Annotated in this window: 18 protein-coding genes and 1 pseudogene; 9 read left to right on the top strand and 10 right to left on the bottom strand. The window is 56.2% G+C overall.

The features are described from left to right. Position 1: 1 nt before the first annotated feature. Together treC and treB are read right to left on the bottom strand one after the other, a co-directional pair. Positions 2-1,645, bottom strand: coding sequence for an alpha,alpha-phosphotrehalase (treC, locus tag EXW94_RS23840; RefSeq protein ID WP_174341194.1), 1,644 nt, complete (start codon positions 1,643-1,645; stop codon positions 2-4). Between the two features lie 51 nt (positions 1,646-1,696). Next, on the bottom strand, positions 1,697-3,115 hold the full coding sequence (treB, locus tag EXW94_RS23835) for a PTS trehalose transporter subunit IIBC (RefSeq protein WP_047346434.1): 1,419 nt from the start codon (positions 3,113-3,115) through the stop codon (positions 1,697-1,699). 229 nt (positions 3,116-3,344) lie between these two features. On the opposite strand from treB, the gene EXW94_RS23830 reads away from it, so the two are divergent. The 4 genes from EXW94_RS23830 to EXW94_RS23815 are packed head-to-tail and all read left to right on the top strand — an operon-like array spanning position 3,345 to position 7,738. After that, on the top strand, positions 3,345-5,603 hold the full coding sequence (locus EXW94_RS23830; RefSeq protein ID WP_174341193.1) for a hypothetical protein: 2,259 nt from the start codon (positions 3,345-3,347) through the stop codon (positions 5,601-5,603). A gap of 3 nt (positions 5,604-5,606) precedes the next feature. After that, a complete protein-coding gene (locus EXW94_RS23825) occupies positions 5,607-6,467 on the top strand; it encodes an SUMF1/EgtB/PvdO family nonheme iron enzyme (protein WP_174341192.1) in 861 nt (286 codons plus the stop codon). A 47-nt stretch (positions 6,468-6,514) separates the two neighbouring features. Then, complete coding sequence (locus EXW94_RS23820) at positions 6,515-6,847, top strand: hypothetical protein (RefSeq protein ID WP_174341191.1); 333 nt, start codon at positions 6,515-6,517, stop codon at positions 6,845-6,847. A 3-nt stretch (positions 6,848-6,850) separates the two neighbouring features. Continuing rightward, on the top strand, positions 6,851-7,738 hold the full coding sequence (locus EXW94_RS23815; RefSeq protein ID WP_174341190.1) for an SUMF1/EgtB/PvdO family nonheme iron enzyme: 888 nt from the start codon (positions 6,851-6,853) through the stop codon (positions 7,736-7,738). Positions 7,739-7,835: 97 nt separating this feature from the next. Here the strand turns inward: EXW94_RS23815 and treR are convergent, their stop codons facing one another. Further along, complete coding sequence (gene treR, locus EXW94_RS23810; protein ID WP_174341189.1) at positions 7,836-8,789, bottom strand: trehalose operon repressor TreR; 954 nt, start codon at positions 8,787-8,789, stop codon at positions 7,836-7,838. Positions 8,790-9,178: 389 nt separating this feature from the next. Here treR and mgtA point away from each other — a divergent pair, with 389 nt between their 5' ends. Next, on the top strand, positions 9,179-11,887 hold the full coding sequence (mgtA, locus tag EXW94_RS23805; protein ID WP_174341188.1) for a magnesium-translocating P-type ATPase: 2,709 nt from the start codon (positions 9,179-9,181) through the stop codon (positions 11,885-11,887). Positions 11,888-12,212: 325 nt separating this feature from the next. Next, positions 12,213-14,597: a beta-N-acetylhexosaminidase gene (locus EXW94_RS23800; protein WP_174341187.1), complete on the top strand. Its 2,385-nt coding sequence runs from the start codon at positions 12,213-12,215 to the stop codon at positions 14,595-14,597. A gap of 85 nt (positions 14,598-14,682) precedes the next feature. Here EXW94_RS23800 and gbpA read toward each other — a convergent pair whose 3' ends face one another. The 5 genes from gbpA to EXW94_RS23775 form a co-directional block, all read right to left on the bottom strand. Next, positions 14,683-16,134 carry an N-acetylglucosamine-binding protein GbpA gene (gene gbpA, locus EXW94_RS23795; protein ID WP_174341186.1) on the bottom strand — a complete coding sequence of 484 codons (1,452 nt, stop codon included), beginning with the start codon at positions 16,132-16,134 and terminating at the stop codon, positions 14,683-14,685. A gap of 130 nt (positions 16,135-16,264) precedes the next feature. Beyond that, complete coding sequence (ridA, locus tag EXW94_RS23790; RefSeq protein ID WP_014882305.1) at positions 16,265-16,651, bottom strand: 2-iminobutanoate/2-iminopropanoate deaminase; 387 nt, start codon at positions 16,649-16,651, stop codon at positions 16,265-16,267. Positions 16,652-16,725: 74 nt separating this feature from the next. After that, positions 16,726-17,187, bottom strand: a complete 462-nt coding sequence (gene pyrI / locus EXW94_RS23785; protein ID WP_003863370.1) for an aspartate carbamoyltransferase regulatory subunit — start codon at positions 17,185-17,187, stop codon at positions 16,726-16,728. Positions 17,188-17,199: 12 nt separating this feature from the next. Beyond that, on the bottom strand, positions 17,200-18,132 hold the full coding sequence (gene pyrB, locus EXW94_RS23780) for an aspartate carbamoyltransferase (RefSeq protein WP_089599762.1): 933 nt from the start codon (positions 18,130-18,132) through the stop codon (positions 17,200-17,202). Positions 18,133-18,166: 34 nt separating this feature from the next. Beyond that, positions 18,167-18,271: a pyrBI operon leader peptide gene (locus tag EXW94_RS23775; RefSeq protein ID WP_071524139.1), complete on the bottom strand. Its 105-nt coding sequence runs from the start codon at positions 18,269-18,271 to the stop codon at positions 18,167-18,169. On the opposite strand from EXW94_RS23775, the pseudogene EXW94_RS23770 reads away from it, so the two are divergent. Beyond that, positions 18,251-18,368 (top strand): annotated as a pseudogene (locus tag EXW94_RS23770) (hypothetical protein). The gene EXW94_RS23775 and the pseudogene EXW94_RS23770 sit on opposite strands and share 21 nt — an antisense overlap. Before the next feature lie 3 nt (positions 18,369-18,371). Here EXW94_RS23770 and EXW94_RS23765 read toward each other — a convergent pair. Further along, positions 18,372-18,851: an arginine repressor gene (locus EXW94_RS23765; protein WP_032608385.1), complete on the bottom strand. Its 480-nt coding sequence runs from the start codon at positions 18,849-18,851 to the stop codon at positions 18,372-18,374. 470 nt (positions 18,852-19,321) lie between these two features. Further along, positions 19,322-19,885, bottom strand: coding sequence for a hypothetical protein (locus EXW94_RS23760; RefSeq protein WP_174341185.1), 564 nt, complete (start codon positions 19,883-19,885; stop codon positions 19,322-19,324). 162 nt (positions 19,886-20,047) lie between these two features. Between EXW94_RS23760 and EXW94_RS23755 the strand changes: the two genes are divergently transcribed. Both EXW94_RS23755 and EXW94_RS23750 read left to right on the top strand, forming a co-directional pair. Then, positions 20,048-20,305: a helix-turn-helix domain-containing protein gene (locus EXW94_RS23755; RefSeq protein WP_174341184.1), complete on the top strand. Its 258-nt coding sequence runs from the start codon at positions 20,048-20,050 to the stop codon at positions 20,303-20,305. A gap of 2 nt (positions 20,306-20,307) precedes the next feature. Continuing rightward, the gene (locus EXW94_RS23750; RefSeq protein ID WP_174341183.1) at positions 20,308-22,371 is read left to right on the top strand and encodes a Mu transposase C-terminal domain-containing protein; all 2,064 of its coding nucleotides are present in this window, start codon (positions 20,308-20,310) and stop codon (positions 22,369-22,371) included. Positions 22,372-22,373: the final 2 nt, after the last annotated feature.

The raw sequence follows: 22,373 nt of genomic DNA, 5'->3' as shown, positions 1-22,373 counted from the left end.
GTTACTGCTGCAGCCACCAGACCGCTTCAAACGGACGGAGCGACGTCGTTTGCGGTGTAGGGTAGTTACTCATCAGCACCTGCGGCTGACCGCTGAGAACGCCCGTTTCCCATTCCTGAGGCGTATGACTCAGGTTTGCCACTACCACCAGCGTCTGTCCCTGCCACTGACGGCGGTAACACCACAGGGAAGGATGTTCCGGCAGGAGATCCTCATAATCCCCCCACGTCAGCACCGGCAGGGTTTTACGCAGGCTAATCAGCGACTGGTAGGTGTAAAACACCGAATCCGGGTCATCGAGCGCCGCGCGGGCGTTCACGGTTTCGTAGTTGTCGCAGACGCCAATCCACGGCTCGCCCTCGCTAAAACCCGCATTGTGCGAAGCGTCCCACTGCATCGGCGTGCGTCCGTTATCGCGGGACTTACTCGCCAGAATCGCCAGGAGCTCGTCCGGTTCGCGGCCGTTGGCCCGCAGTTCGGCGAACATATTCAGGCTTTCCACGTCGCGGTAATCGGTGATGCGGCTGAAGTGCGGGTTGGTCATCCCCAGCTCTTCGCCCTGATAGATATACGGCGTACCCTGCATGCCGTGCAGTACCATGCCGAGCATCTTCGCGGCAGCCACGCGGTGTTCCCCTTCATCACCAAAGCGCGACACGATGCGCGGCTGGTCGTGGTTACACCAGAACAGCGCGTTCCAGGCTTTGTTGTGCATCCCCTGCTGCCAGTGGGTAAACAGGGTTTTCAGCGCCACGAAGTCCGGCTTCGCCTTCGTCCACTTTTCGCCGCCAGGGTAGTCCACCTTCAGATGATGGAAGTTAAAGGTCATCGACAGCTCGCTGCCGTCGAGCGACGCGTACTGCTGGCAGTTCTCCAGCGAGGTCGAGGACATCTCGCCCACCGTCATCAGGTTGCGCGGGGTGAAGACGTCGCGGCTCATCTCCTGCAGATATTCGTGGATGCGCGGCCCGTCGGTATAGAAGCGGCGGCCGTCTCCGATGTTGTCGTCCGGGAAATCCTGATCTTTTGAAATCAGGTTAATCACGTCCAGACGCAAGCCGTCCACGCCGCGATCGGCCCAGAACTCGCAGACTTTTTTCAGCTCGGCGCGCACCTCCGGGTTCTCCCAGTTGAGGTCCGCCTGCTCCGGCGCGAAGAGATGCAGATAGTACTGCTCGCTCTCGGCGTGCCAGCGCCAGGCGTTGCCGCCAAACTTGGAGCGCCAGTTGTTGGGAAGCTGCTCCGGCGTGCCGTCGCGCCAGATGTAGAACTGGCGGTACGGGCTCGCTTTGTTCAGCGATTCCCGGAACCAGGCGTGCTGCGTGGAGGTGTGGTTAAACACCATATCCAGCACGATGCGAATGCCGCGCGCGTGCGCCTCGGCAACCAGCTCGTCGAAGTCATCCAGGGTGCCGTAGGCCGGGTCAATGGCGATGTAATTCGCCACGTCGTAGCCGTTATCCACCTGCGGGGAGATATAAAACGGCGTCAGCCAGATGGCGTCAATGCCGAGGGTTTTCAGGTAGTCCAGACGCTGCGTTACGCCGCGTAAATCACCAGTGCCGCTGCCGGTGGTGTCCTGGAAGCTCTTGGGATAGATCTGATAGATGACGCCGTTCTGCCACCAGTGAGGAAGAGTATTCATAGTGCGTTCCTGCAAATGCGAAGGGGCGCAACTGCGCCCCGAAAGAAGACGTTAAACAATCTGCAGCGTGCCCTGACGGAACTTACGCTGGTAAACCACGGTGGTGAGCGCCATTGGGACGATAATTGCAACTGCCATCGCCAGCGCAAATACCTGCCAGAACGCGGGCTGGATGGAAAGGATGCCCGGCAGGCCGCCGACGCCAATCCCGTTTGCCATCACCCCATTCAGGCCGCACAGCAAACCTGCCAGACCGGAACCGATCATCGCGCAGAGCATCGGGAAGCGGTATTTCAGGTTGATGCCGTACATCGCCGGTTCGGTGACGCCGAGGTAGGCGGAGATAGCTGCCGGAACGGAGATTTCACGTTCGTTATGCTTGCGGCTGACGATGATGATGCCGGTCACCGCAGAGGCCTGCGCAATGTTAGACAGCGCGATGATAGGCCAGACCGGCGTGCCGCCAAGGCTTTGGATCATCTGCATATCAATGGCCAGCGTGGTCTGGTGCACGCCGGTGATCACCAGCGGGGCGTACAGGAAGCCAAACAGCGCGGCACCAATCGGCGCGAAGCTGCCGGTCATCAGGTGACGCACCGCGAAGGCCACGCCGTCGCCGATCATGCGGCCAAACGGACCGATAAAGGCGTGCGCCAGGAACACCGCCAGGATCAGCGAGCAAACCGGCACCACCACCAGATAGAGGTAATCCGGCACGATGCGTTTCAGGCGCGTTTCAATAAAGCCCAGCGCCAGACCGGCCAGCAGTGCCGGGATCACCTGCGCCTGGTAGCCCACCTTAGCGATGGTAAACAGGCCGAAGTTCCACACCTCAGGCACCTGCTGACCAAGTAAGTAAGCGTTCATTAACTGCGGAGAGACCAGCGTGACGCCCAGCACGATACCGAGAATCGGCGTGCCGCCCATTTTGCGCACCGCGGACCAGCAGATCCCGACCGGGAGATAGAAGAAGATCGCTTCGCCAATCAGCCACAGGAAGTCATAGATGCTTTGCAGCGCCGGGTACATCTGCGCCAGGGTTTTGCCGTCGCTCATCGGCACATCGCCGATGACGTTACGGAAGCCTAAGATTAAGCCCCCGCTGATCAGCGCCGGCAGCAGCGGGAAGAAGATCTCCGCGAAGTGGGAGATCAGCTGCTCGTGCCACTTCATATTCTGGCGCGCGGCCTTCTTCGCCTGCTCTTTATCAGCAGAAGAATGCCCGGTTGTCGCCAGCAAAGCCTGATAGTAATCGCCCACTTCGGTACCAATAACGACCTGGAACTGACCGGCGTTGGTGAAGCAGCCTTTGACCATGGAAAGCTCTTCAATGGCCTTCGGGTTGGCTTTGGCCGGATCGTTCAGCACGAAGCGCAGGCGGGTAATGCAATGACTGACGGTAGCGATGTTTTCGCGGCCGCCGACCAGGACGATCAGCCGATCGATATCTGCTTGTTTGACTTTACTCATCATGAAACCTCATGACAGATGGTGAGGGGGGTAATGACCTGAGCGCAAGCCTACTCCTTCAGCGTGACGGCGAAAATGGGAACGTTCCCGAAATCAGGCGAAGATCACAATAATCTATTAAGCGGGGTTATCTGGATGTTTTTTAATGTCTGACCATGAACGTTTTATGTCGCGATTGTTGTATGATGCCGGTGCGCATAACCACACATATATTAATGGATTAATATAGATGATGAGTCAGACCACGCCAGCCGACAATAAAACGTCCACCCGCCTGAAGCTTCGTTCTACGGGCGTCACGGCGTACTGCACCTTTGGACCTGCACTCTATTTTCATCCTGACAGTGAAACTCTGATTTCCGTTGATGCTTGTGATAACGATGCTATTGAACGAGAGCATGGACGACTGGAAAAGCTGCTGGCTACCCGTATAGATGCTCAGTTACGTATTGATGACCTGACAAAGCAGATAACCGCCCTGGACTGGTATCATGTTGCCGAGCGGAACCGCCTCGAATCACAGCTAAAACAGGAATATCAACAGCTCGACAGTGCTATCGGAGCATTGCGAAACGAGCTTCAGGATTTGACGCCGGCCAGTCAGCTCCCAAAGGCCACACTGCTGGACGATAACGCCAAAAAAAGCGCTATCGGCATTATGGAGATGATTGAAATTCGGGGAGGTGGATACCGTGGTGGCCGTTACACCTATGTCCGCTCCGATAAAATCCGCAGTCACTGGCGCCGCTATCGCCTGAATGATGGCGAAAAACAGCCGACGACAAAGAGTTTTATTAAAACCGTCAGTCATACCGGTGAAGATAGCGTCACTCGCACGCGGCAGGAAATCGATACACAGAGGCTGAAATCACAGCTGGCAAAAGTAAAACCTTCCATGACCCTCTGGGAGCAGAAGCTGATTGATGACCATGTGGACGTTCTCACAGACTGGGCCAGAGAACTGAATGACAGCCTAAAAAAACACAGCGAATCGGAAAGCGGCAACATCGTTTTTGGCGGTCAGGCTCAGCTGATGCGCTGGACTTACGGCGCAGGCCTCAAAGGCACCCTGAACCCTTTTGAATACGACATCCGCACCGGTAAGGTAAAACCAACCGCCACGGCCAGCGGGAAACTGAGCGCCTACGCCAGTCTGGCACTGGCCGAAGCCAAAAGCACCGCAAAAGTGTACTGGCCTGACCATGCAGGAACCCGTATCTGCTACCCCCTGGATCCGACACGCATCCCCGGCGGCGGCATGGGGCTGCTCGGCGTTCTGCGCTTTGATTTCGAGCTCGCCCTGTCCGGCAGTATAGGAGCCAGTCTGGGTATTGAAGCTGGCATCAGCTTTTCCGGGGACGTGGTGAAAGGCCTTCCCGTCAAAGCCACACCAACAGGCACGCCCGGACAGTGGCGCAATGTTGACATTTCAAAAACCGCCGAAGAAGTAAAGCCTGGCGCAGAACTAAGCCTGTTTGCCGGTGCGGAAGCCGGGGCCAAACTTGCCGGGAAAATGGTCTGGTTCAATCCGGACCAGGCTGGTAAGGGCAGCGAAAAATTTACCTGCCTGGCAAAAGTGGCTGTAGGTGTAACAGGGCAAGCAGGCTGGGGGGTCAGCGGTTGCATGGAACTCAGTTGGAAAGATGGAAAAGTCCGTATTCGCGTCAAGGGTGGTGTCTGTTCCGGCCTCGGCGCAAAAGGCTCTGTCACTCTAGAGGTGGACGGCAAAGCCATCATGTCTGATTTTATGCCCTGCCTCGCCTATATGCTACGCAATGCCGACTACATCCGCCTGATGGACGTTATGAAAGAAGATGATTATGGTGCTTTTTGTGCCATCCCTCTGCTGGCTGGCATGTACAACCTGAACCGGGCCATTGATGCAGCGAGCGCTATCGGAACTACCCTGAAAGTCGGCTGGAACGACAAGGAAGCTCGCGTAAGACTGATGGAAAAAATACTCGATAATGATGAGTATCTGAAATACGCCCCGCCGGAAAGTAAAGGTGCTGCCATCGCCGCCCTGATAGAGAAAAATTTCTGGGATGAGGTCGCCAGCCCTGCCAGTCATCAGGGGGAGGCTTGCGAGGGTGGCACCACCTTTGCCAGCCGTAAACGCGCCATTCTCGCTGTCCTGCGCTGGGTACAGTCAAAGCGTGAGTATCAGAATATCATGCAGCACCTGTCCACCATCATCGGTGAAAAAGGCGACTGGAAAGCCAATGAGGCCCGCGTCATCGCGTTTCTGGCTGAAGGTGAGCAGCCGCGCGAATACGGATACGATGCCAGCTTCATTCCGGGCGCACAGAAGGTCATCATCACCCCCAGCCACTATGCGGAAAATCTGCATGCCATTTACGCCCATTTGCCTGATGCACCCGCCGTGTCACCGGGTCACCCAAACGAATTCATGCTTCCACTCACACCTGTGTCGCCGTCATTACTGCACAGCTGCACCACCTACATCACCACCCAGCACGGACGATAAACCATGACCGGACAGATTCTTTCACACTTAACCCTGATAACACTGGTACTGGTGGCCATCACCGGCTGTCGTGATGAGCAAAATATAAAAGCCGACTCGGATGCGCTGGTTCGTACCTCGCTGGAAAATCTGGTGACGGTAAAAGGCGGCAGTTTTCAGATGGGAGATTTTGGCCGACTGGTTGATGAACATCTTCCTTTCAATCCAGACCAAGATACGCCCCTTCATTCCGTCACACTGTCCGACTTTCGGATCGGAAAATATCGCGTCACCTGGGGAGAGTTTAATCGCTGGCTCGTTATTCAGGGACGGGATAAAAACACTATCTACCAGACGATTTCTCAGGGTAAATATTTCAGTAAGCAGGACAAAGAGGCGCTGGGCGAAACATATCCTGCAACGGCAAGCTGGCAAGACGTCCGCGACTATTGCCAGTGGCTGGGTAAAAATAGCCATCGCAATATGGATCTCCCCACTGAAGCTCAGTGGGAGTATGCTGCCCGCAGTAAAGGGCAGTTATTTATTTTCGCGAATGCTGATAACAAAAATTACGTCTGGAACGACAAAAACCGTAACTATGCGTCATCCAGCAAAAAAAAACCTGTCGGTAGTTTTCCTGCTAATCCGCTTGGTCTCTACGACATGATGGGGAACGGTGCTGATTGGGTAAAAGACTGGTATGCGGCAGATTACTACCTTCATTCGCCAGAAAAAGATCCACAAGGTCCAGAGTCAGGAAAGAAAAAGTCAGTGCGAGGCAGCACAGGATCAGGACATACTCTAAGTATTGAACGCAGCAGCCTCAAGCCTGATAGCGAATGGGGTTCAGAGTTCCGCTGTGTAGAGAATAGTCCGCTCAAGTGATTAAACTGTTTTCTGCATATGATGTTAAGAGATCCCACGTAAGTCTAATGGAAAAAATCCTTGTTGATGCTTACTACCTGAAATACGCCCCGCCAGAAAGTAAAGGTGCCGCTAACGAGGCCCGTGTTATCACGTTTCTGGCTGAAGGTGAGCAACCGCGCGAGTACGGGTACGATGCCAGCTTCATTCCGGGCGCACAGAAAGTCATCATCACTCCCAGCCACTATGCGGAAAACCTGCACGCCATTTACACCCTTTTGCCTGATGCCCCCGCCGTTTCACCGGGTCACCCGAACGAATTCATGCTTCCCCTCACGCCTGTGTCGCCGTCATTACTGCACAGCTGCACCACCTACATCACCACCCAGCACGGACGATAATCCATGACCGGACAGACTCTTTCACGCTTAACCCTGATAGCACTGGAACTGGTCGCCATCACCGGCTGCCGTGATGAGCAAAAAATAAAAGCCGACTCGGACGTGCTGGTTCGTACCCCGCTGGAAAATCTGGTGACGGTGAAAGGCGGCAGTTTTCAGATGGGCAACTTTAGTCCATTAATGACGGAAAATGCAGAGAACCGCCCTTACGATTTCGATAAAGATGCCCCCCTACACCCAGTGACGCTTTCCGATTTTCGTATCGGAAAATATCGCGTCACTTGGGGAGAGTTTAATCGCTGGCTCGTTATTCAGGGACGGGATAAAAACACCATCTACCAGACGATTTCTCAGGGTAAATATTTCAGTAAGCAGGACAAAGAGGCGCTGGGCGAAACATATCCTGCAATGGCAAGCTGGCAAGAGGTCCGCGACTATTGCCAGTGGCTGGGTAAAAATAGCCATCGCAATATGGATCTCCCTACCGAAGCCCAATGGGAATATGCAGCACGCAATCGGGGACAATTTATTATTTACGCGAACAGTGACAATAAATGGCATGATCACTCTGATAAATTACGAAATTTTGCCGACGACTTTCGTACTGATAACTTGTTTAAAAAACCCGTTGGCAGCTATTCTCCAACCCCCCTTGGTTTGTACGACATGATGGGTAATGGCGCTGACTGGATAAAAGACTGGTATGCGGCAGATTACTTTCTCCATAGTTCCAAAATAGACCCGCAAGGCCCTGAAAATGGGACGAAAAAAGTAATAAGAGGAGAGAATCGCAACGAAGACAGTTCTTACACTATAACCCGTGGAGGTTGGGATCCTGATAATGAGTGGCTTTCAGGCATCCGCTGCGTGGAGAATAGCCCGCTCAAGTAATTGAGTTATTCCCTGTTCGCGATGTGTGGCACGACGAATAATATCATCGAAAATGTGATGATCTGAGATGATACGGTAAGACCTGAATCTAGCCACATTATGCTTCAGAGAGGATTGCGGGAATAACGATCTGACGCGGCTCAGCGCGCCCGTTGATCTGCTCTATCAGCTGCGCGGCGGCCTGCCTGCCGGACTCGGCGTAGCCCGGATCGACGGTGATAATTTCCGGGTGCAGGAACTTCATCAGCGGCGTGCTGCCCACGCTCGCCACCTGGAGGTTATCGATGCGCTGCTCCTGCAGATATTTGCTGGCACCCAGCGCCAGGGTATCCGTGGCGCACACCAGCGCGGTGGTCTGCGGCGTCAGTACGCTGGCGACCTGCTCGTAACCCTGCTTCATGCCCAGCCCCGGCAGGGAGGCCACGGCGGAGAGGTTGTGCTTTTTGCAAAAGGCCAGATACGCTTCGTGGCGGCGCTTGCCGGTGGTAACGTCCGCGTGCGGCACGCCCAGGTAGCTGATGTGGCGATGGCCTTGCTCGTACAGGCGCTGCATCAGGGTAATAATGGCGCCTTCATCGTCATAGCAGACGGACGCGAAACCGTGGGCATCGCGCGCCAGCAGCACCAGTGAGGGCTGCCAGGGTTTGAGCATCTCTTCTTTGATGCCGGTAAAGCCAAACAGCACCACGCCATCAATATTGCGCCGCTGAAGCATACCCAGGTGCTCTTCAACCAGTTGTACAGAGAACTGGCTCTCCATCATGATCGGGTCATAGCCCTGCTCGTAGAAGGCGGGCAGCATGGTCTGCACGGCGAGGTTTTCTGACAGGGAATCCAGACGCGAGACAATGATGGCGACGACTTTGTCACTCTGCCCGCGCATGGCGCGCGCGGAGCGGGAAGGGGAAAACCCGTGCTGATTCATGACCGCCTCAACGCGCTCGCGCGTGCGTTCGCTGACGCCGCTTTCGTTGTTCAGCACGCGTGAGACGGTTGATTTCCCCACGCCGCTTAAACGCGCGATGTCTTTAATCGTAAGGCGGTTCTGCATGCTGTATTCCCTGTAACAACGACAAAATGGTCAATTGAGCCTAATGCTATAGCGCGATTTCGCTATGGGCAAAGTCTGGTTTACGTTCGGTTTATTTGCGTGGGGTTATAATACCGCCCGATTAGCCACAAACGGTATGGTTAAATCCTTATACTGCGCGGCGACACCCTGATTTTTACTTACCGGAGGCCACATGGATCCCGATCCCACACCTCTCCTGAACGGGAGAAAACGTTCTTTCCGGTAAGCCAGCCTTGTTGCTGTCTCACCGGCGTGAGGCAGTAGCGTCTTAAACGTTCCTGCTTGAAAAATTAAGTGCCTCTCAGGTAAGGCTTTGCCACGCCTGAAGGAAATGCTGCGTCCGCGCTTGCGGATGCGGAGGAATGCCTATGTTTAAAAATATCACCCGGCAGCTGCAGGCCCTGCTGAGCCGCCACCTGCCACACCGTCTTGTTCAGCGCGACCCGCTGCCAGACGCCAAAAATATGGCGGGGGCGGCGATCCCCGCGTCCCTGACCGAACGCTGCCTGCACGCGGCGGCAATGGATGAAAACGAAGTCTGGCGCGCCTTTGGCGGTCACCCGGAAGGGCTGAATGCCGCAGAAGTGGAAAAAATCCGCGCCGTGCACGGCGATAACCAGATCCCGGCGCAAAAGCCCTCCCCATGGTGGGTACACCTGTGGCTCTGCTACCGCAACCCGTTCAACCTGCTGCTGACCGTGCTGGGCATCATCTCCTACGCCACTGAAGACCTGTTTGCCGCAGGCGTCATTGCCCTGATGGTGGGCATCTCCACGCTGCTGAACTTCATTCAGGAAGCCCGCTCCACCAAAGCGGCGGATGCCCTCAAGGCGATGGTCAGCAACACCGCGACCGTCTCGCGCGTGATTAACGATCTCGGCGAAAATGCCTGGGTGGAGCTGCCTATTGACCAGCTGGTGCCGGGCGATCTGGTGAAGCTGGCGGCGGGGGATATGATCCCGGCGGATTTACGCATCATCCAGGCGCGCGATCTGTTTGTGGCGCAGGCCTCGCTGACCGGGGAATCCCTGCCCGTTGAAAAGGTGGCGCGCAGCCGCGACCCGCAGCAGATGAACCCGCTCGAGTGCGACACCCTGTGCTTTATGGGCACCACGGTGGTCAGCGGCACCGCGCAGGCGATTGTCACCGCTACCGGGGGCAACACCTGGTTCGGACAGCTTGCCGGACGCGTCAGCGAGCAGGAGAGCGAGCCAAACGCCTTCCAGAAAGGCATTGGCCGCGTCAGCATGCTGCTGATCCGCTTTATGATGGTGATGACGCCGATCGTCCTGCTGATCAACGGCTACACCAAGGGCGACTGGTGGGAAGCGGCGCTGTTCGCGCTCTCCGTGGCCGTCGGCCTGACGCCGGAAATGCTGCCGATGATTGTCACCTCCACGCTGGCGCGCGGGGCGGTGAAGCTCTCTAAACAGAAGGTGATCGTCAAACACCTCGACGCCATCCAGAACTTTGGCGCGATGGACATCCTCTGTACCGATAAAACCGGCACCCTGACGCAGGACAAAATCGTGCTGGAGAACCATACGGATGTCGCCGGTAAAACCAGCGAGCGCGTGCTGCACAGCGCGTGGCTGAACAGCCACTACCAGACCGGGCTGAAAAACCTGCTCGACGTCGCGGTGCTGGAAGGGGTAGACGAAGAATCCGCCCGCACGCTCTCCCGCCGCTGGCAGAAGGTGGATGAGATCCCGTTCGACTTCGAGCGCCGTCGCATGTCGGTGGTGGTGAGCGAGCAGCAGGACGTCCACCAGCTGATCTGTAAAGGCGCGCTGCAGGAGATCCTCAACGTGTCGACGCAGGTTCGCCATAACGGCGACATCGTGCCGCTGGACGACACCATGCTGCGCCGCATCAAACGCGTCACCGATAACCTGAACCGTCAGGGGCTGCGCGTGGTAGCCGTCGCCAGCAAGTTCCTGCCCGCGCGTGAAGGGGACTATCAGCGTATCGACGAATCCGATCTGATCCTCGAAGGTTACATCGCCTTCCTCGATCCGCCGAAAGAGACCACCGCACCGGCGCTGAAGGCGCTGAAGGCGAGCGGTATTACCGTCAAAATTCTCACCGGAGACAGCGAGCTGGTGGCGGCCAAAGTGTGCCATGAGGTGGGGCTGGACGCGGGCGACGTGGTGGTGGGGAGCGATATTGAACATCTCTCCGACGATGAGCTGGCGAAGCTTGCCCAGCGCACCACGCTGTTTGCCCGCCTGACCCCGATGCACAAAGAGCGCATCGTCACGCTGCTGCGTCGCGAAGGACACGTGGTGGGCTTTATGGGCGACGGCATCAACGACGCGCCCGCGCTGCGTGCGGCGGATATTGGTATCTCCGTCGACGGCGCGGTGGACATCGCCCGCGAGGCGGCGGATATCATCCTGCTGGAAAAGAGCCTGATGGTGCTGGAGGAGGGCGTAATCGAAGGCCGCCGCACCTTCGCCAACATGCTCAAGTACATCAAAATGACCGCCAGCTCCAACTTCGGTAACGTCTTCAGCGTGCTGGTGGCGAGCGCGTTTCTGCCGTTCCTGCCGATGCTGCCGCTGCACCTGCTGATCCAGAACCTGATGTACGATGTCTCTCAGGTGGCGATCCCGTTTGATAACGTGGACGACGAGCAGATCCAGAAGCCGCAGCGCTGGAACCCCGCCGATCTGGGCCGCTTTATGCTGTTCTTTGGGCCGATCAGCTCCATCTTCGACATTCTGACCTTCTGCCTGATGTGGTTTGTGTTCCACGCCAACACGCCGGAACACCAGACGCTGTTCCAGTCCGGCTGGTTCGTGGTGGGACTGCTGTCGCAGACGCTGATTGTGCACATGATCCGCACGCGTCGTATCCCGTTCATTCAGAGCCGCGCGGCGTGGCCGCTGATTGTGATGACGGGCATTGTGATGGCGCTCGGCATCGCGCTGCCGTTCTCACCGCTGGCGAGCTACCTTCAGCTGCAGGCGCTGCCGCTGAGCTACTTCCCGTGGCTGGTGGCGATCCTCGCCGGTTATATGGTGCTGACCCAGATGGTGAAAGGGTTCTATGCGCGTCGGTATGGGTGGCAGTAACGGCAAGCCCGGTGGCGCTGCGCTTACCGGGCCTACGATCCGAACGTAGGCCGGGTAAGGCGAAGCCGCCACCCGGCAACTGGCTTTTCTCTCAAATTCAACAACCTGTGATCTCCGTCAGCGCATTCGCTTGACGACAAATTGAGCGCATGTTAACAGAATGTTTTGCCTTTCTACCCTAAATAATTCGAGTTGCATGAAGGCGGCAAAGGAGTGAATCCCCGGGAGCTTACATAAGTAAGTGACCGGGGTGAACGAGTGCAGCCAACGCACAGGCAACTTGAAGTATGACGGGTATATTTGGCCCGTCAGATAAGGAACATTCATGTTACGGTACAGTCTCTTAACCGCCGGGCTGATGCTCGGCACCTCTGCCTTCGCCGCTCCGGCAGGCGATCTCCCTTTGATGCCCTGGCCTGCTAAGGTCGAACGCCCGACGACACAGGGCGCGCTGGTGCTTAACGATAAAATTTCCGTTAGCGTCAGCGGCGACGATCTCGGTGACGCGGTCAACCGCCTGCGCCAGCGCATTGCCCTGCAAACCGGCTGGACGCTCCAGCCGCAGTCCGACAAACCTGATAAGCCGACCATCCGCATTGCCATCGCTAAAAAGGTGAAGCCGCAGCCGCTGCCGGACAGCGATGAAAGCTATAAGCTCACGGTGGACGCCAACGGCGTCGATATCTCCGCCAACACCCGCTTCGGCGCGCAGCGCGCCATGGAAACGCTGCTCCAGTTGATGCAGAACGGAGCGGAAAACACCTCGCTACCGTGGGTCACCATTGAAGATTCACCGCGCTTCCCGTGGCGCGGGCTGCTGCTGGACTCGGCGCGTCACTTTATTCCGCTGCCGGATATCAAGCGCCAGATCGACGGCATGGCCGCGGCGAAGCTCAACGTTCTGCACTGGCACTTAACCGACGATCAGGGCTGGCGCTTCAGCTCGAAGCGTTACCCTAGGCTGACGCAGCTTGCCAGCGACGGGCTGTTCTACACGCCAGAGCAGATGCGCGAGGTGGTGCGTTACGCTACCGAGCGCGGCATTCGCGTAGTGCCGGAGATCGACATGCCGGGCCACGCCTCGGCGATTGCCGTGGCCTATCCGGAGCTGATGAGCGCCCCCGGGCCTTATGAAATGGAGCGCCACTGGGGCGTCCTGAAGCCGGTGCTGGATCCGACAAAAGACGCAACCTACACCTTCGCCGACGCGATGGTCAGCGAACTGGCGGCGATCTTCCCCGATCCGTATCTGCACATCGGCGGCGATGAGGTGGACGACAGCCAGTGGAAAGCGAACGCCGCGATCCAGAATTTCATGCGCGACAACAGGCTGGCGGACAGCCACGCGCTGCAGGCGTATTTCAACCGCAAGCTGGAGACGATCCTCGAGAAGCATCACCGCCAGATGGTCGGCTGGGACGAGATCTACCATCCCGACCTGCCGAAAAGCATTCTGATCCAGTCCTGGCAGGGGCAGGATGCGCTGGGGCAGGTGGCGCAGAATGGCTACAAGGGCATTCTGTCGACGGGCTTCTATCTCGACCAACCGCAATCTACCGCTTACCACTACCGGAATGAAATTGTGCCGCAGGGCTTAAACGGCGTGGATGTGATTGCAGACACCGACAGCGTCCAGAGCTGGGCCTTCACCATGCCGCGCCTGAAGGGCAAGCCGGTTGAGGGGAGCTTCACGCTGGTGAAAGGGGATGCCGGCTGGCGTGGATTTATTGATTTTGCCGGGAAATCTCGCCGCGCGGTGCAGGATATTGAATGGCGTGACGACAATCAGGTCACGTTTACCGTCGACACCTGGATGGGCGAAACGCGCCCGGTGGTCTCCGTTGATAACGATAAGCTGAGCGGCTATTTCCTGGTGGGGAACACCCGCTACCCGATTAGCGGCAAGCGTCTGGACGAGGTGCCGAAAGGCATTCCGCCGGTCGTGCCGGACGTGGCGAATCAGGCCAACCTGCTTGGCGGCGAAGCGGCGCTGTGGGCGGAAAACGTGGTGGCACCGGTGCTGGATATCCGCCTGTGGCCGCGCGCCTTTGCGGTGGCGGAGCGTCTGTGGTCAGCGAAGGACGTCAACGATGTCGACAACATGTACACCCGCCTGCAGGCGATGGACAGCTGGTCGACGGTGTCGGTCGGGCTGCAGCAGCATACCCAGCAGCAGGTGCAGTTCACGCGGTTGGCGAACAATGCCGATACCCTGCCGCTGCAGATCCTCGCGCAGGCGGTAGAGCCCGCGCAGTATTACACCCGTCAGCACCTGAAGTTCCAGGCGGGAAATTATCATCAGTTCGAACCGCTCAACCGCTTCGCGGATGCGCTGAACGCCGAAAGCGCCACGGTGCGGCAGATGAACAAATGGGCCGACCGTCTGGTGAGCGATGCGGAAGACACGGAAAGCGCCGACGCGCTGCGCCACGCCTTTAACCGCTGGCAGAGCAACACCAGCGATGCGCTGGCGCTAAGCGAAAACAGCTATCAGCTGAAGGCGATGAAGCCGGTGATTCAGGAAGTGGATAAGCTGGCCTCGATTGGCCTGAGGCTGACGGATCTTGTGGCGCGCCAGGGCACGCTGGATGATAAAGAGATCGCGTCGATTCAGAGCGAGCTGGATAACGCGGCGAAGGTGCAGGACGAAGTGGTCATTGCGGCGGTGTATCCGCTGGAGACGCTGCTGCGCGCCACGCGGAATCAGTAGTAAAAACGCCCGGTGGCGCTACGCTTACCGGGCCTACGTGACGTGTAGGCCCGGCAAACGCAGTGCCGCCGGGCATGAAGGCAACTCAGTTCTTAAGAACCCACGCCTCTTTCCAGGCTGAACCCACGCCCGGCTCAAACTGGGTCGCGTATTTGCTCCACTGCACGCAGTAGCCGCTGTACGGGAAAGGCTTACATTCGTAGGTCTTACCGTCTTTCGGCTGCAACACCACGGTGCCGGCTTTGTACGACGCAATATTGTCCGGGAAGATATAGTCATGCTGACCGGAGTTATCCGCCGCCGCGTCGCCTTCCAGCATCAGGTTCAGGACATCCTGCGCAAACAGCGTGCCGTCTTTGTTGGTGGCGTAGTACTTGAGCATATGATGACCCGCTTCAACGCCGGTCAGCGTCATGGTGACGTCCTGATTCGCGTTGTTCATCTCCTGCTTGAGATACCCTTTTTCCGCGCCGTGATGGTTCATGACGTGGGCTTCGAAATCGACGTTACCGTGGGTATTCACGTGGAAGGTCACGGTGGCGTTGCCCTGTTCGATTTTGCTGTACTGCAGGCCAGAGACGGTAATCGTCTCGTTAACCTCCGCTTTCTGCTCCTCATAGGAGATTGCAACGGATTTCAGCGTGCTGCCGTCTTTCACGTAGACGCTGTTCGCGCCGTGAACCGGGCTAATCTCGCCGCCTTCATCCTTCACGCCGACGCGGACGCCCTGGTGCGCGGCGTTAATTTTCTGCGCCAGATCGTAAGACCACTGGTTGGCATCACCCTGGGCAGCGGTGGCGATCGTCATGTCGGTGCGCATGGCCGTGACTTCACCGTGAGCGTCGAAGAAGCGGGCAATGACCTTATCGCCCGCGTTCAGGTTATTACCGGCAATCTGCCCGCTCAGGGTTTTGCTCCATTCGGAAACAACGCCCGGGTTTTCATCCGGCGTAACGTTGCCGCCGTTCCCAAAATCAACGTCAATGGCCTGGTAGAAACTGTTTGAGGTATCCGCAATTTCCCAGATGCCATAAATCACCTGGTAACCCGTACGTGCAGGTACATTACAGGTCATGGCTTTACGCATCTCAGGCGCCTGGCCATTTCCATTCACGGTACAGAACGGGGTTAATTCAAACTGATCGCGGGTCAGGGGCTTATTCGGATCCCAGTTTTGCTTGGTGATGTAGTAACGCCAGTTGGTGGTTTTGTGCGGCGCGGTGTGATACCAGACGAATTCATGCGCGCCGGCGGTCATCGGCGTTTTCGTCCAGGCATTCATACTCTGTTTATCCAGCTGGGAGTAGTTAGCGATCCCCGCGCTGGCGAGCTGGCCGTCCGGCGGTAGCGCCCCCGTCGGGAAGCCGGAGGTTTTCTCCACGCTCTGCGGTTCATACTGTACGGAACCGCAATCAATATTTTGACCGAGCTTACACATATAAGCGCGGCTGGCAGGTGATTCAATATAACCGTGCGCCAAAGCGGAGGACGCAACGGCCATCGTCGCCACCGCCAGCGCTATTTTCGAAAGTTTCATTGTTAGTCCATTAATAATAAATATGCAGCGCAATGTTATTAATGGCAGGCGGGGGACGTCATGCTGCGGTGAGAGGAAAAATAGCCAAAAAAAAGGACGGCCGAAGCCGCCCATGAATTATTGAGATCAATTAGCGACGTACGGCAATCGCTTCGATTTCAATTTTCACGTCTTTTGGCAGACGGGCCACTTCCACACAGGAGCGCGCCGGGAAGGTGGCGTTGTGCTCGGTGAAGAAAGCTTCATACGTGGCGTTAACGGTGGCGAAGTCGTTCAGATCTTTCACGAAAACGGTAGTTTTCACGATATCGCCCACTTTCAGGCCCGCGGATTCCACGATCGCCTGCACGTTTTCCAGCGACTGACGCGCCTGGGCCGCGACGTCGGCCGGAACTTCACCGGTTTTTGGGTTCACCGGGATCTGGCCCGAAGTGATGATCATGCTGCCCAGATCAACGCCCTGAACGTATGGGCCGATAGCCGCTGGTGCATTTTCCGTCGCGAGTACTTTGGTCATGATTTCTCCAGAATAACAGCTGATTTAAGAGTCCCGGCCATTATAGGGAGGCCGGGATCCTTTACCAACCTCAATTAGTTGGCCAGCACCACATAATGAGAAAACTCTTTTTCGCAGTATTTGCATTTGAGCGCGATGTCATTGGCGCGCTTTTTCACTGCAAAACTGGAGGAAACCGGCTCAGCGTGGCTGATGCAGTTGCTGTTCGGGCAGACCAGCACGCTCTCAATACGATCCGGCAGGCTCGGGCGGGATTTACCCACCACGTCGTAATCGTCGATGCGGTTAACGGTGGCGTCCGGCGCGTACAGCGACAGCTGGTTGACCTGCTCGTCGGTCAGGAAGGTGTTCTCGATTTTGATCAGATCTTTGCGGCCCATCTCGCCTGACGGCAGGTTCAGGCCGATGGTGATGCGCTGGTCGGTTTCGGTCAGTTTGAACAGCGTCAGCAGCTTAAAGCCCACCTGCGCAGGGATGTGGTCAATCACGGTGCCACGCTTGATGGCTTCAACCTGGAGTTTGTTATCGTGTGTCATTGTCGTTTCCCCTTACAGAGCCAATTCGCGATTCAGAACCAGTGCCAGTAACGCCTGGCGGGCGAAGATGCCGTTTCCGGCCTGCTGGAAATACCAGGCGTGCGGCGTTTTGTCCACGTCTGTGGTGATCTCATCGATGCGCGGCAGCGGATGCAGCACCTTCATATTGTCGCGTGCGCCCTCAAGGTCGCTGGCGCGCAGCACGAACTGCGCCTTCACGTTGGCGTATTCGGACGGATCCAGACGCTCTTTCTGCACGCGGGTCATGTAGAGAATATCCACGTTGCCCATCACCTCTTCGATGCTGGCGTGCAGGCTCCACTGAATGCCTTTCTCGTCCAGCATGTCGAGAATGTACTGCGGCATCGCCAGCGCGTCAGGCGCGATGAAGAAGAAGCGGTTGCCGTTAAATTTCGCCAGCGCCTGGGTCAGGGAGTGGACGGTGCGGCCATATTTCAGGTCACCGACCATGGCGATGTTCAGGTTCTCGAGCGTGCCCTGGGTCTCCTGAATGGTGAACAGATCCAGCAGGGTCTGCGTCGGGTGCTGGTTGGCACCGTCACCGGCGTTCAGTACCGGAATGCCGCCGGAAAACTCGGTTGCCAGACGCGCCGCGCCCTCCTGCGGGTGACGCATCACAATCGCGTCGACGTAGGTGCTGATGACTGAAATGGTATCCGCCAGGGTCTCGCCTTTTTTACCCAGCGACGTGTTGCTGCTGTCCGAGAAGCCCACCACGCTCGCGCCCAGGCGGTGCATGGAGGTCTCAAAGGAGAGGCGCGTGCGGGTCGAGGCTTCGAAGAAGCAGCTCGCAATCACCTTATGCTTCAGCAGCTCCGGTTGCGGATTGGCCTTCAGTTTTGCCGCGGTTTCCAGAACCAGTTCCAGCTCTTCGCGGCTGAGGTCGTTTATGGAAATGATGTGTTTTTGATAAAGCGGATTCATGTTTATCTCCTGACGCCGGGCAAAAAAAAGCCCCTCAAATGAGGGGCTCTGGGAATAGGTTTAGCAACGGGAAGAAAAACGGCAGGCCAGCGTCTGATTTCAGACGCGGTAAGACGATATGTCGTACACGCTTGACCATGCTTCCTCCCGGCAAATTGTCGGGCATTATACGCAGCTCGTTTTGCGGATCAAGCGATTTAATGCACGCTTTACTCAATGCAAACGGTTCTTTATGAATATTAATGCGTTCTGAGTAAATAATTAATTTGCTTATGCACCAGCGCGGTGCGCTTCACGATGCGAGGGGCGACCCAGACGATACTGCTTCCGGCCACCACGCCTAAAATTTCCGGTAACTGGTGATAATCCAGAATACGCGCCACCGCGCGGCCATATCCGGCAACGGTATGGATAAGGATAAATTCGCTATTGTGCTCCACGCTCACCACCATTTCGGAGACGGTGCGCGCGGCATCAGGGGCAGGGCGCAGCTGGGGATTCAGCGAATAAATTTTTAGACCTTTGGCATTTCGAATTTTTATGACACCAAGCAACTTGAGCAGACGTGAAACGGTGGACTGGCTGATGGTCTCAAAACCACGCTCCTGCAAATCCCGGCGGATCTCCTCCTGGGAGAGGTAGCTCTTTTCCGCGATCAGACGCTGGCAGACCGTTAGCTGTAGTTGCTCTTTGGGAGAGTACTCTTCGTAATCCATCATAGTTCCCATATCAGTTCCCGAAATAACCGGTGGCACTGCACCGATCCGTAGGCCGGATAAGCGCAGCGCCATGTGGGGAGGTGATCAATTCTGGACTGAGATTGGGTTCGTGAGAATCGGCGCGAGGCCTTGAGGCGTAATGTTTTGCAGCAAAATCACGATTTTGGACTATCGTGATACATGTACGGAAAAATACTTTTTTTTGCAGGAAATTATGGACTATTTCAACACTGCTATGATCGCTTTTAAACGTCTTTTAACCACGGTGCGTGGCTGTCTCTTTTTGTGTTCATCTTCTCTAAACTCTACAAATCACACTTCAATGTTTTGCGAACCACGTCTGTCTTACAAGCAAACCATAAAATCGCCGTATGCGCTTTTGCCGCCTGAGGTGAAAGCCTTCCTCTAGTCATGCGTACCTCCAATCATACAATTCGCTGCCCTGCGATGGCGTAGCTGCATACGGCCTTTTACCCGGCTTGTTTGTGCGTGGGGTGAGTCAGCTCATTTTCGAGATCACCCTCAGAAGCCCCCTCTCTAATCTGCTGGACTAGACGAATAGCCCTCTCAAGTTCTGACGGTGACAGCAAGGCAAGTTGGTCAATCAACTCGAGCATAGTGTCGACGCCTTTTCTCACCATGGCCAGATAAAGTGTTTGCCGTTCTTCTTCAGTTAGTAAGCTGAGCAATCCATAAAGCCCGTCAGAGCCAGCACCTGATACGGGTGGTGTATTTGGGCTTAATGGTGTTTTTTTGGTGTGTGCTACATGAGGCAACTGAGGTCCATCTCCTTCACCTGTTTTAAGCCATTCAAGAGAAACACCTTCGTGCTCTGCAATCTTCTTTAAAAGAGCTGGTCTCGGTATCGGCTGAATATCTTGTCTCCGGTAGTAGTTTTTAATGGTATTGATGTTTACCCCCCAAGCTCTGGCGGCAGCGCTTCTTGATGGATATCGATCAATAAGCTTGAAGATTCGCTCAATGACAGGTTCTTTTTCCTGCTCGTCAAAAACACCTTTTAGTTCTTTTTTCATGCTGGGTTTTATTCCTAATAATTCATTGATTTATTTAATAAAATAAATAAAAACACCCAAAAGCCAAAAAACACCTTGCAAAGGTTCTTTTGTGCGTCTTAAACTTATCCGTACAGATACCCGCGCGGATATTCCGCACGGATAACTTTTAAGGGTAATTCAATGACGGTTAGAAATGAAGTGCGCAGCACAGACTGGCACCCGGAAATCATCAAAGCGGAATTGCACCGCCGTGGAATCACGTTGCGCTCTTTATCAGTTGAGGCTGGTTACAAGGCTGATTCTTTGAAAAGTGTTTTGCGTGTCCCTTGCGTACGTTACGAGCAGATCGTCGCTGACGCTCTGGGAACAACACCGGAATCTATCTGGCCGAGTCGCTACGAAGCCAGAAATAACAGTTATATGCGTAAGGCGTCATAACTATGTTTTTCGTCGTTAAAGAGCTTGTCGGTCTTCCGGGTATGCCGAAGACCGAAAAAGGGATCCGCGAGTCGCTTGCAAAACGTACCGGTAGCGTTTCAGAGCTGGTGCGCAAGCGTGAAGGCACCAAAGCGTTCGAATATCACATCGATGCACTGCCAGCTGAAACGCAGGAGGTTCTGCGCAAGCGTCATTATGAGTCACTCATGGAAACGCCTGCCGGGGTGGGTGTCGCCGAAGCTTCTGTCGATGCCCCCCGTAAGACGACGATTAAACCCCGCGAAGCCTTACAGGTTCTTCAGCAGTGCCCTGCGCTGCTGGAGCGTGAGATTGACCAGTTGACCGGGAAGCAAAAACAAATCGCCGATGCACGTGCAGCGCTCGCCCAGGAGGTCATGAAGCTGATTATCCAGGGCGGGCTGAGTCGAAACTTAGCCGTAAATTACATTGTTGAAGGCTCCCGCAACGGCACCCTGCCGGGGCCGGTGATGCAGATGGCTGAGCTGGCAAACGCCCGCAAGGGTAAACGTCTGGGTGTCGGACGCGCCAGTCTTCAGGAGTGGTATTCGGTTTATCAGCTGACGGTAAACGATACCAGCAAACGGCTGGCGATGCTGGCACCTGGTCATCATAAAGCGACGAAGCCGGAGGATGTCAGCTGGCTGCCACGTTTCCTGTCTTACTGGCGCAATACCAACGGCCCAACCATGAGCTTTTGTTATCGCGATTTCTCTGCTGACTGGAAGCGCGAGTTTCATGACCAGCCCGCCATGCTGGCGGTCATGCCCTCGTATGACGCCGTTTGCCGCGTGATGAAGAAACTACCAAAACGCGAGCGCCTGCGCGGTCGTGTTACCGGCTCAGCGGCGCGGGCGCTGGAAGTCTACAGCCGCCGCGACTGGTCCACCATGCCGGTGAATGGCTGCTGGGTTTGTGACGGTAAGTCTCTGGATATGAAGGTAAAACACCCAATCAGCAAAACGGCATTTACGCCAGAGCTGACGCTGGTTATCGATGGCCGTTCACGCTTTGTTGTGGGCTGGAGCCTCTCTTATTCGGAGAACGTGCGCGGCGTGTCGGAGGCTTACCGCTACGCAATACAGCACTACGGAAAGCCGCTGTTTGTTTATACCGACAACGGTTCCGGGCAGAAGAACAAAACGCTGGATGCAGAAACAACGGGTATTTTCCCGCGTCTGGGTATTGAGCACATGACGGGCATACCCGGCAACCCGCAGGCGCGCGGCATTATTGAGCGACTGAACGGCGTCATTCCCTACGCTATCGCCCAGCGAGCGCCGACCTATAACGGGCGCGGTGCTGACCGTGACAACCATCGCCGCCTGATGGTGGCAGTTGAGTCTGCGGAAAACGCACTCAGTCAGGGTAAGCCGCTGAATGCACGCCAGCGTCACGCCGTGCAGGCTGTGCCGGAATGGGACGTTGTAATGCAGATTATTCAGGAGGAGATCGACAGCTACAACAACAGCCATGAGCACAGCGAGCTGCCGAGGTTCAACGGGAAACACCTCACCCCCGCCCGCTACCGGGAGGCGGTACTCGCAACGGAAGGCGATGAAATTGAATACCTTACCGAGGTGGAGCTGCGGGAAATGTTTATGCCGGAGGAGCTGCGCACCGTCGAGCGCGGCTGGGTGCGACTCAACAACAACCGTTACTTCTCTCATGACCTGGCTGATTTTGATGGCGTTGAGGTGCGAGTGGCTTACGACACGCGCAGCGCGGAAGAAGTCATCGTCCGAAAAACGGATGGCGCGTTTATCTGTAAGGCGCTGTGGAATGGCAACACCCGCGCTGCGATCCCCGTCACAGAGATGGAACGTCAGGAGCGGGCGCGAACTGAACGCCGTCTGGGTCTGCTTGAGAAGAAAGCGGAGAAAGTGCGCGATGAAAGTCGCCCGGCGCTGGATGCCCCGGTACTGCCCGATTTCAGTTTCGGACAGATATTGCAGGGCGAGATTCGACAGGCAGAAGAACACGATTACCACTTTTTAGAAGTTGACCGGGATCAGCATTTAAAGAAGACCGGCACTAGCCATGAATAACG

Source organism: Enterobacter sp. JMULE2, assembly GCF_013337145.1.
In the GTDB taxonomy this organism is placed as follows: Bacteria; Pseudomonadota; Gammaproteobacteria; order Enterobacterales; family Enterobacteriaceae; genus Enterobacter; species Enterobacter mori.
The sequence above is the reverse complement of the archived record's forward strand: the minus strand, read 5'-3'. Positions and strand labels throughout refer to the sequence as shown.

Bases quoted from the DNA above. Each gene is read 5' to 3' on its own strand.
- treC (WP_174341194.1), bottom strand. From the start codon at position 1,645: ATGAATACTCTTCCTCACTGGTGGCAGAACGGCGTCATCTATCAGATC.
- treB (WP_047346434.1), bottom strand. From the start codon at position 3,115: ATGAGTAAAGTCAAACAAGCAGATATCGATCGGCTGATCGTCCTGGTC.
- EXW94_RS23830 (WP_174341193.1), top strand. From the start codon at position 3,345: ATGATGAGTCAGACCACGCCAGCCGACAATAAAACGTCCACCCGCCTG.
- EXW94_RS23825 (WP_174341192.1), top strand. From the start codon at position 5,607: ATGACCGGACAGATTCTTTCACACTTAACCCTGATAACACTGGTACTG.
- EXW94_RS23820 (WP_174341191.1), top strand. From the start codon at position 6,515: ATGGAAAAAATCCTTGTTGATGCTTACTACCTGAAATACGCCCCGCCA.
- EXW94_RS23815 (WP_174341190.1), top strand. From the start codon at position 6,851: ATGACCGGACAGACTCTTTCACGCTTAACCCTGATAGCACTGGAACTG.
- treR (WP_174341189.1), bottom strand. From the start codon at position 8,789: ATGCAGAACCGCCTTACGATTAAAGACATCGCGCGTTTAAGCGGCGTG.
- mgtA (WP_174341188.1), top strand. From the start codon at position 9,179: ATGTTTAAAAATATCACCCGGCAGCTGCAGGCCCTGCTGAGCCGCCAC.
- EXW94_RS23800 (WP_174341187.1), top strand. From the start codon at position 12,213: ATGTTACGGTACAGTCTCTTAACCGCCGGGCTGATGCTCGGCACCTCT.
- gbpA (WP_174341186.1), bottom strand. From the start codon at position 16,134: ATGAAACTTTCGAAAATAGCGCTGGCGGTGGCGACGATGGCCGTTGCG.
- ridA (WP_014882305.1), bottom strand. From the start codon at position 16,651: ATGACCAAAGTACTCGCGACGGAAAATGCACCAGCGGCTATCGGCCCA.
- pyrI (WP_003863370.1), bottom strand. From the start codon at position 17,187: ATGACACACGATAACAAACTCCAGGTTGAAGCCATCAAGCGTGGCACC.
- pyrB (WP_089599762.1), bottom strand. From the start codon at position 18,132: ATGAATCCGCTTTATCAAAAACACATCATTTCCATAAACGACCTCAGC.
- EXW94_RS23775 (WP_071524139.1), bottom strand. From the start codon at position 18,271: ATGGTCAAGCGTGTACGACATATCGTCTTACCGCGTCTGAAATCAGAC.
- EXW94_RS23765 (WP_032608385.1), bottom strand. From the start codon at position 18,851: ATGATGGATTACGAAGAGTACTCTCCCAAAGAGCAACTACAGCTAACG.
- EXW94_RS23760 (WP_174341185.1), bottom strand. From the start codon at position 19,885: ATGAAAAAAGAACTAAAAGGTGTTTTTGACGAGCAGGAAAAAGAACCT.
- EXW94_RS23755 (WP_174341184.1), top strand. From the start codon at position 20,048: ATGACGGTTAGAAATGAAGTGCGCAGCACAGACTGGCACCCGGAAATC.
- EXW94_RS23750 (WP_174341183.1), top strand. From the start codon at position 20,308: ATGTTTTTCGTCGTTAAAGAGCTTGTCGGTCTTCCGGGTATGCCGAAG.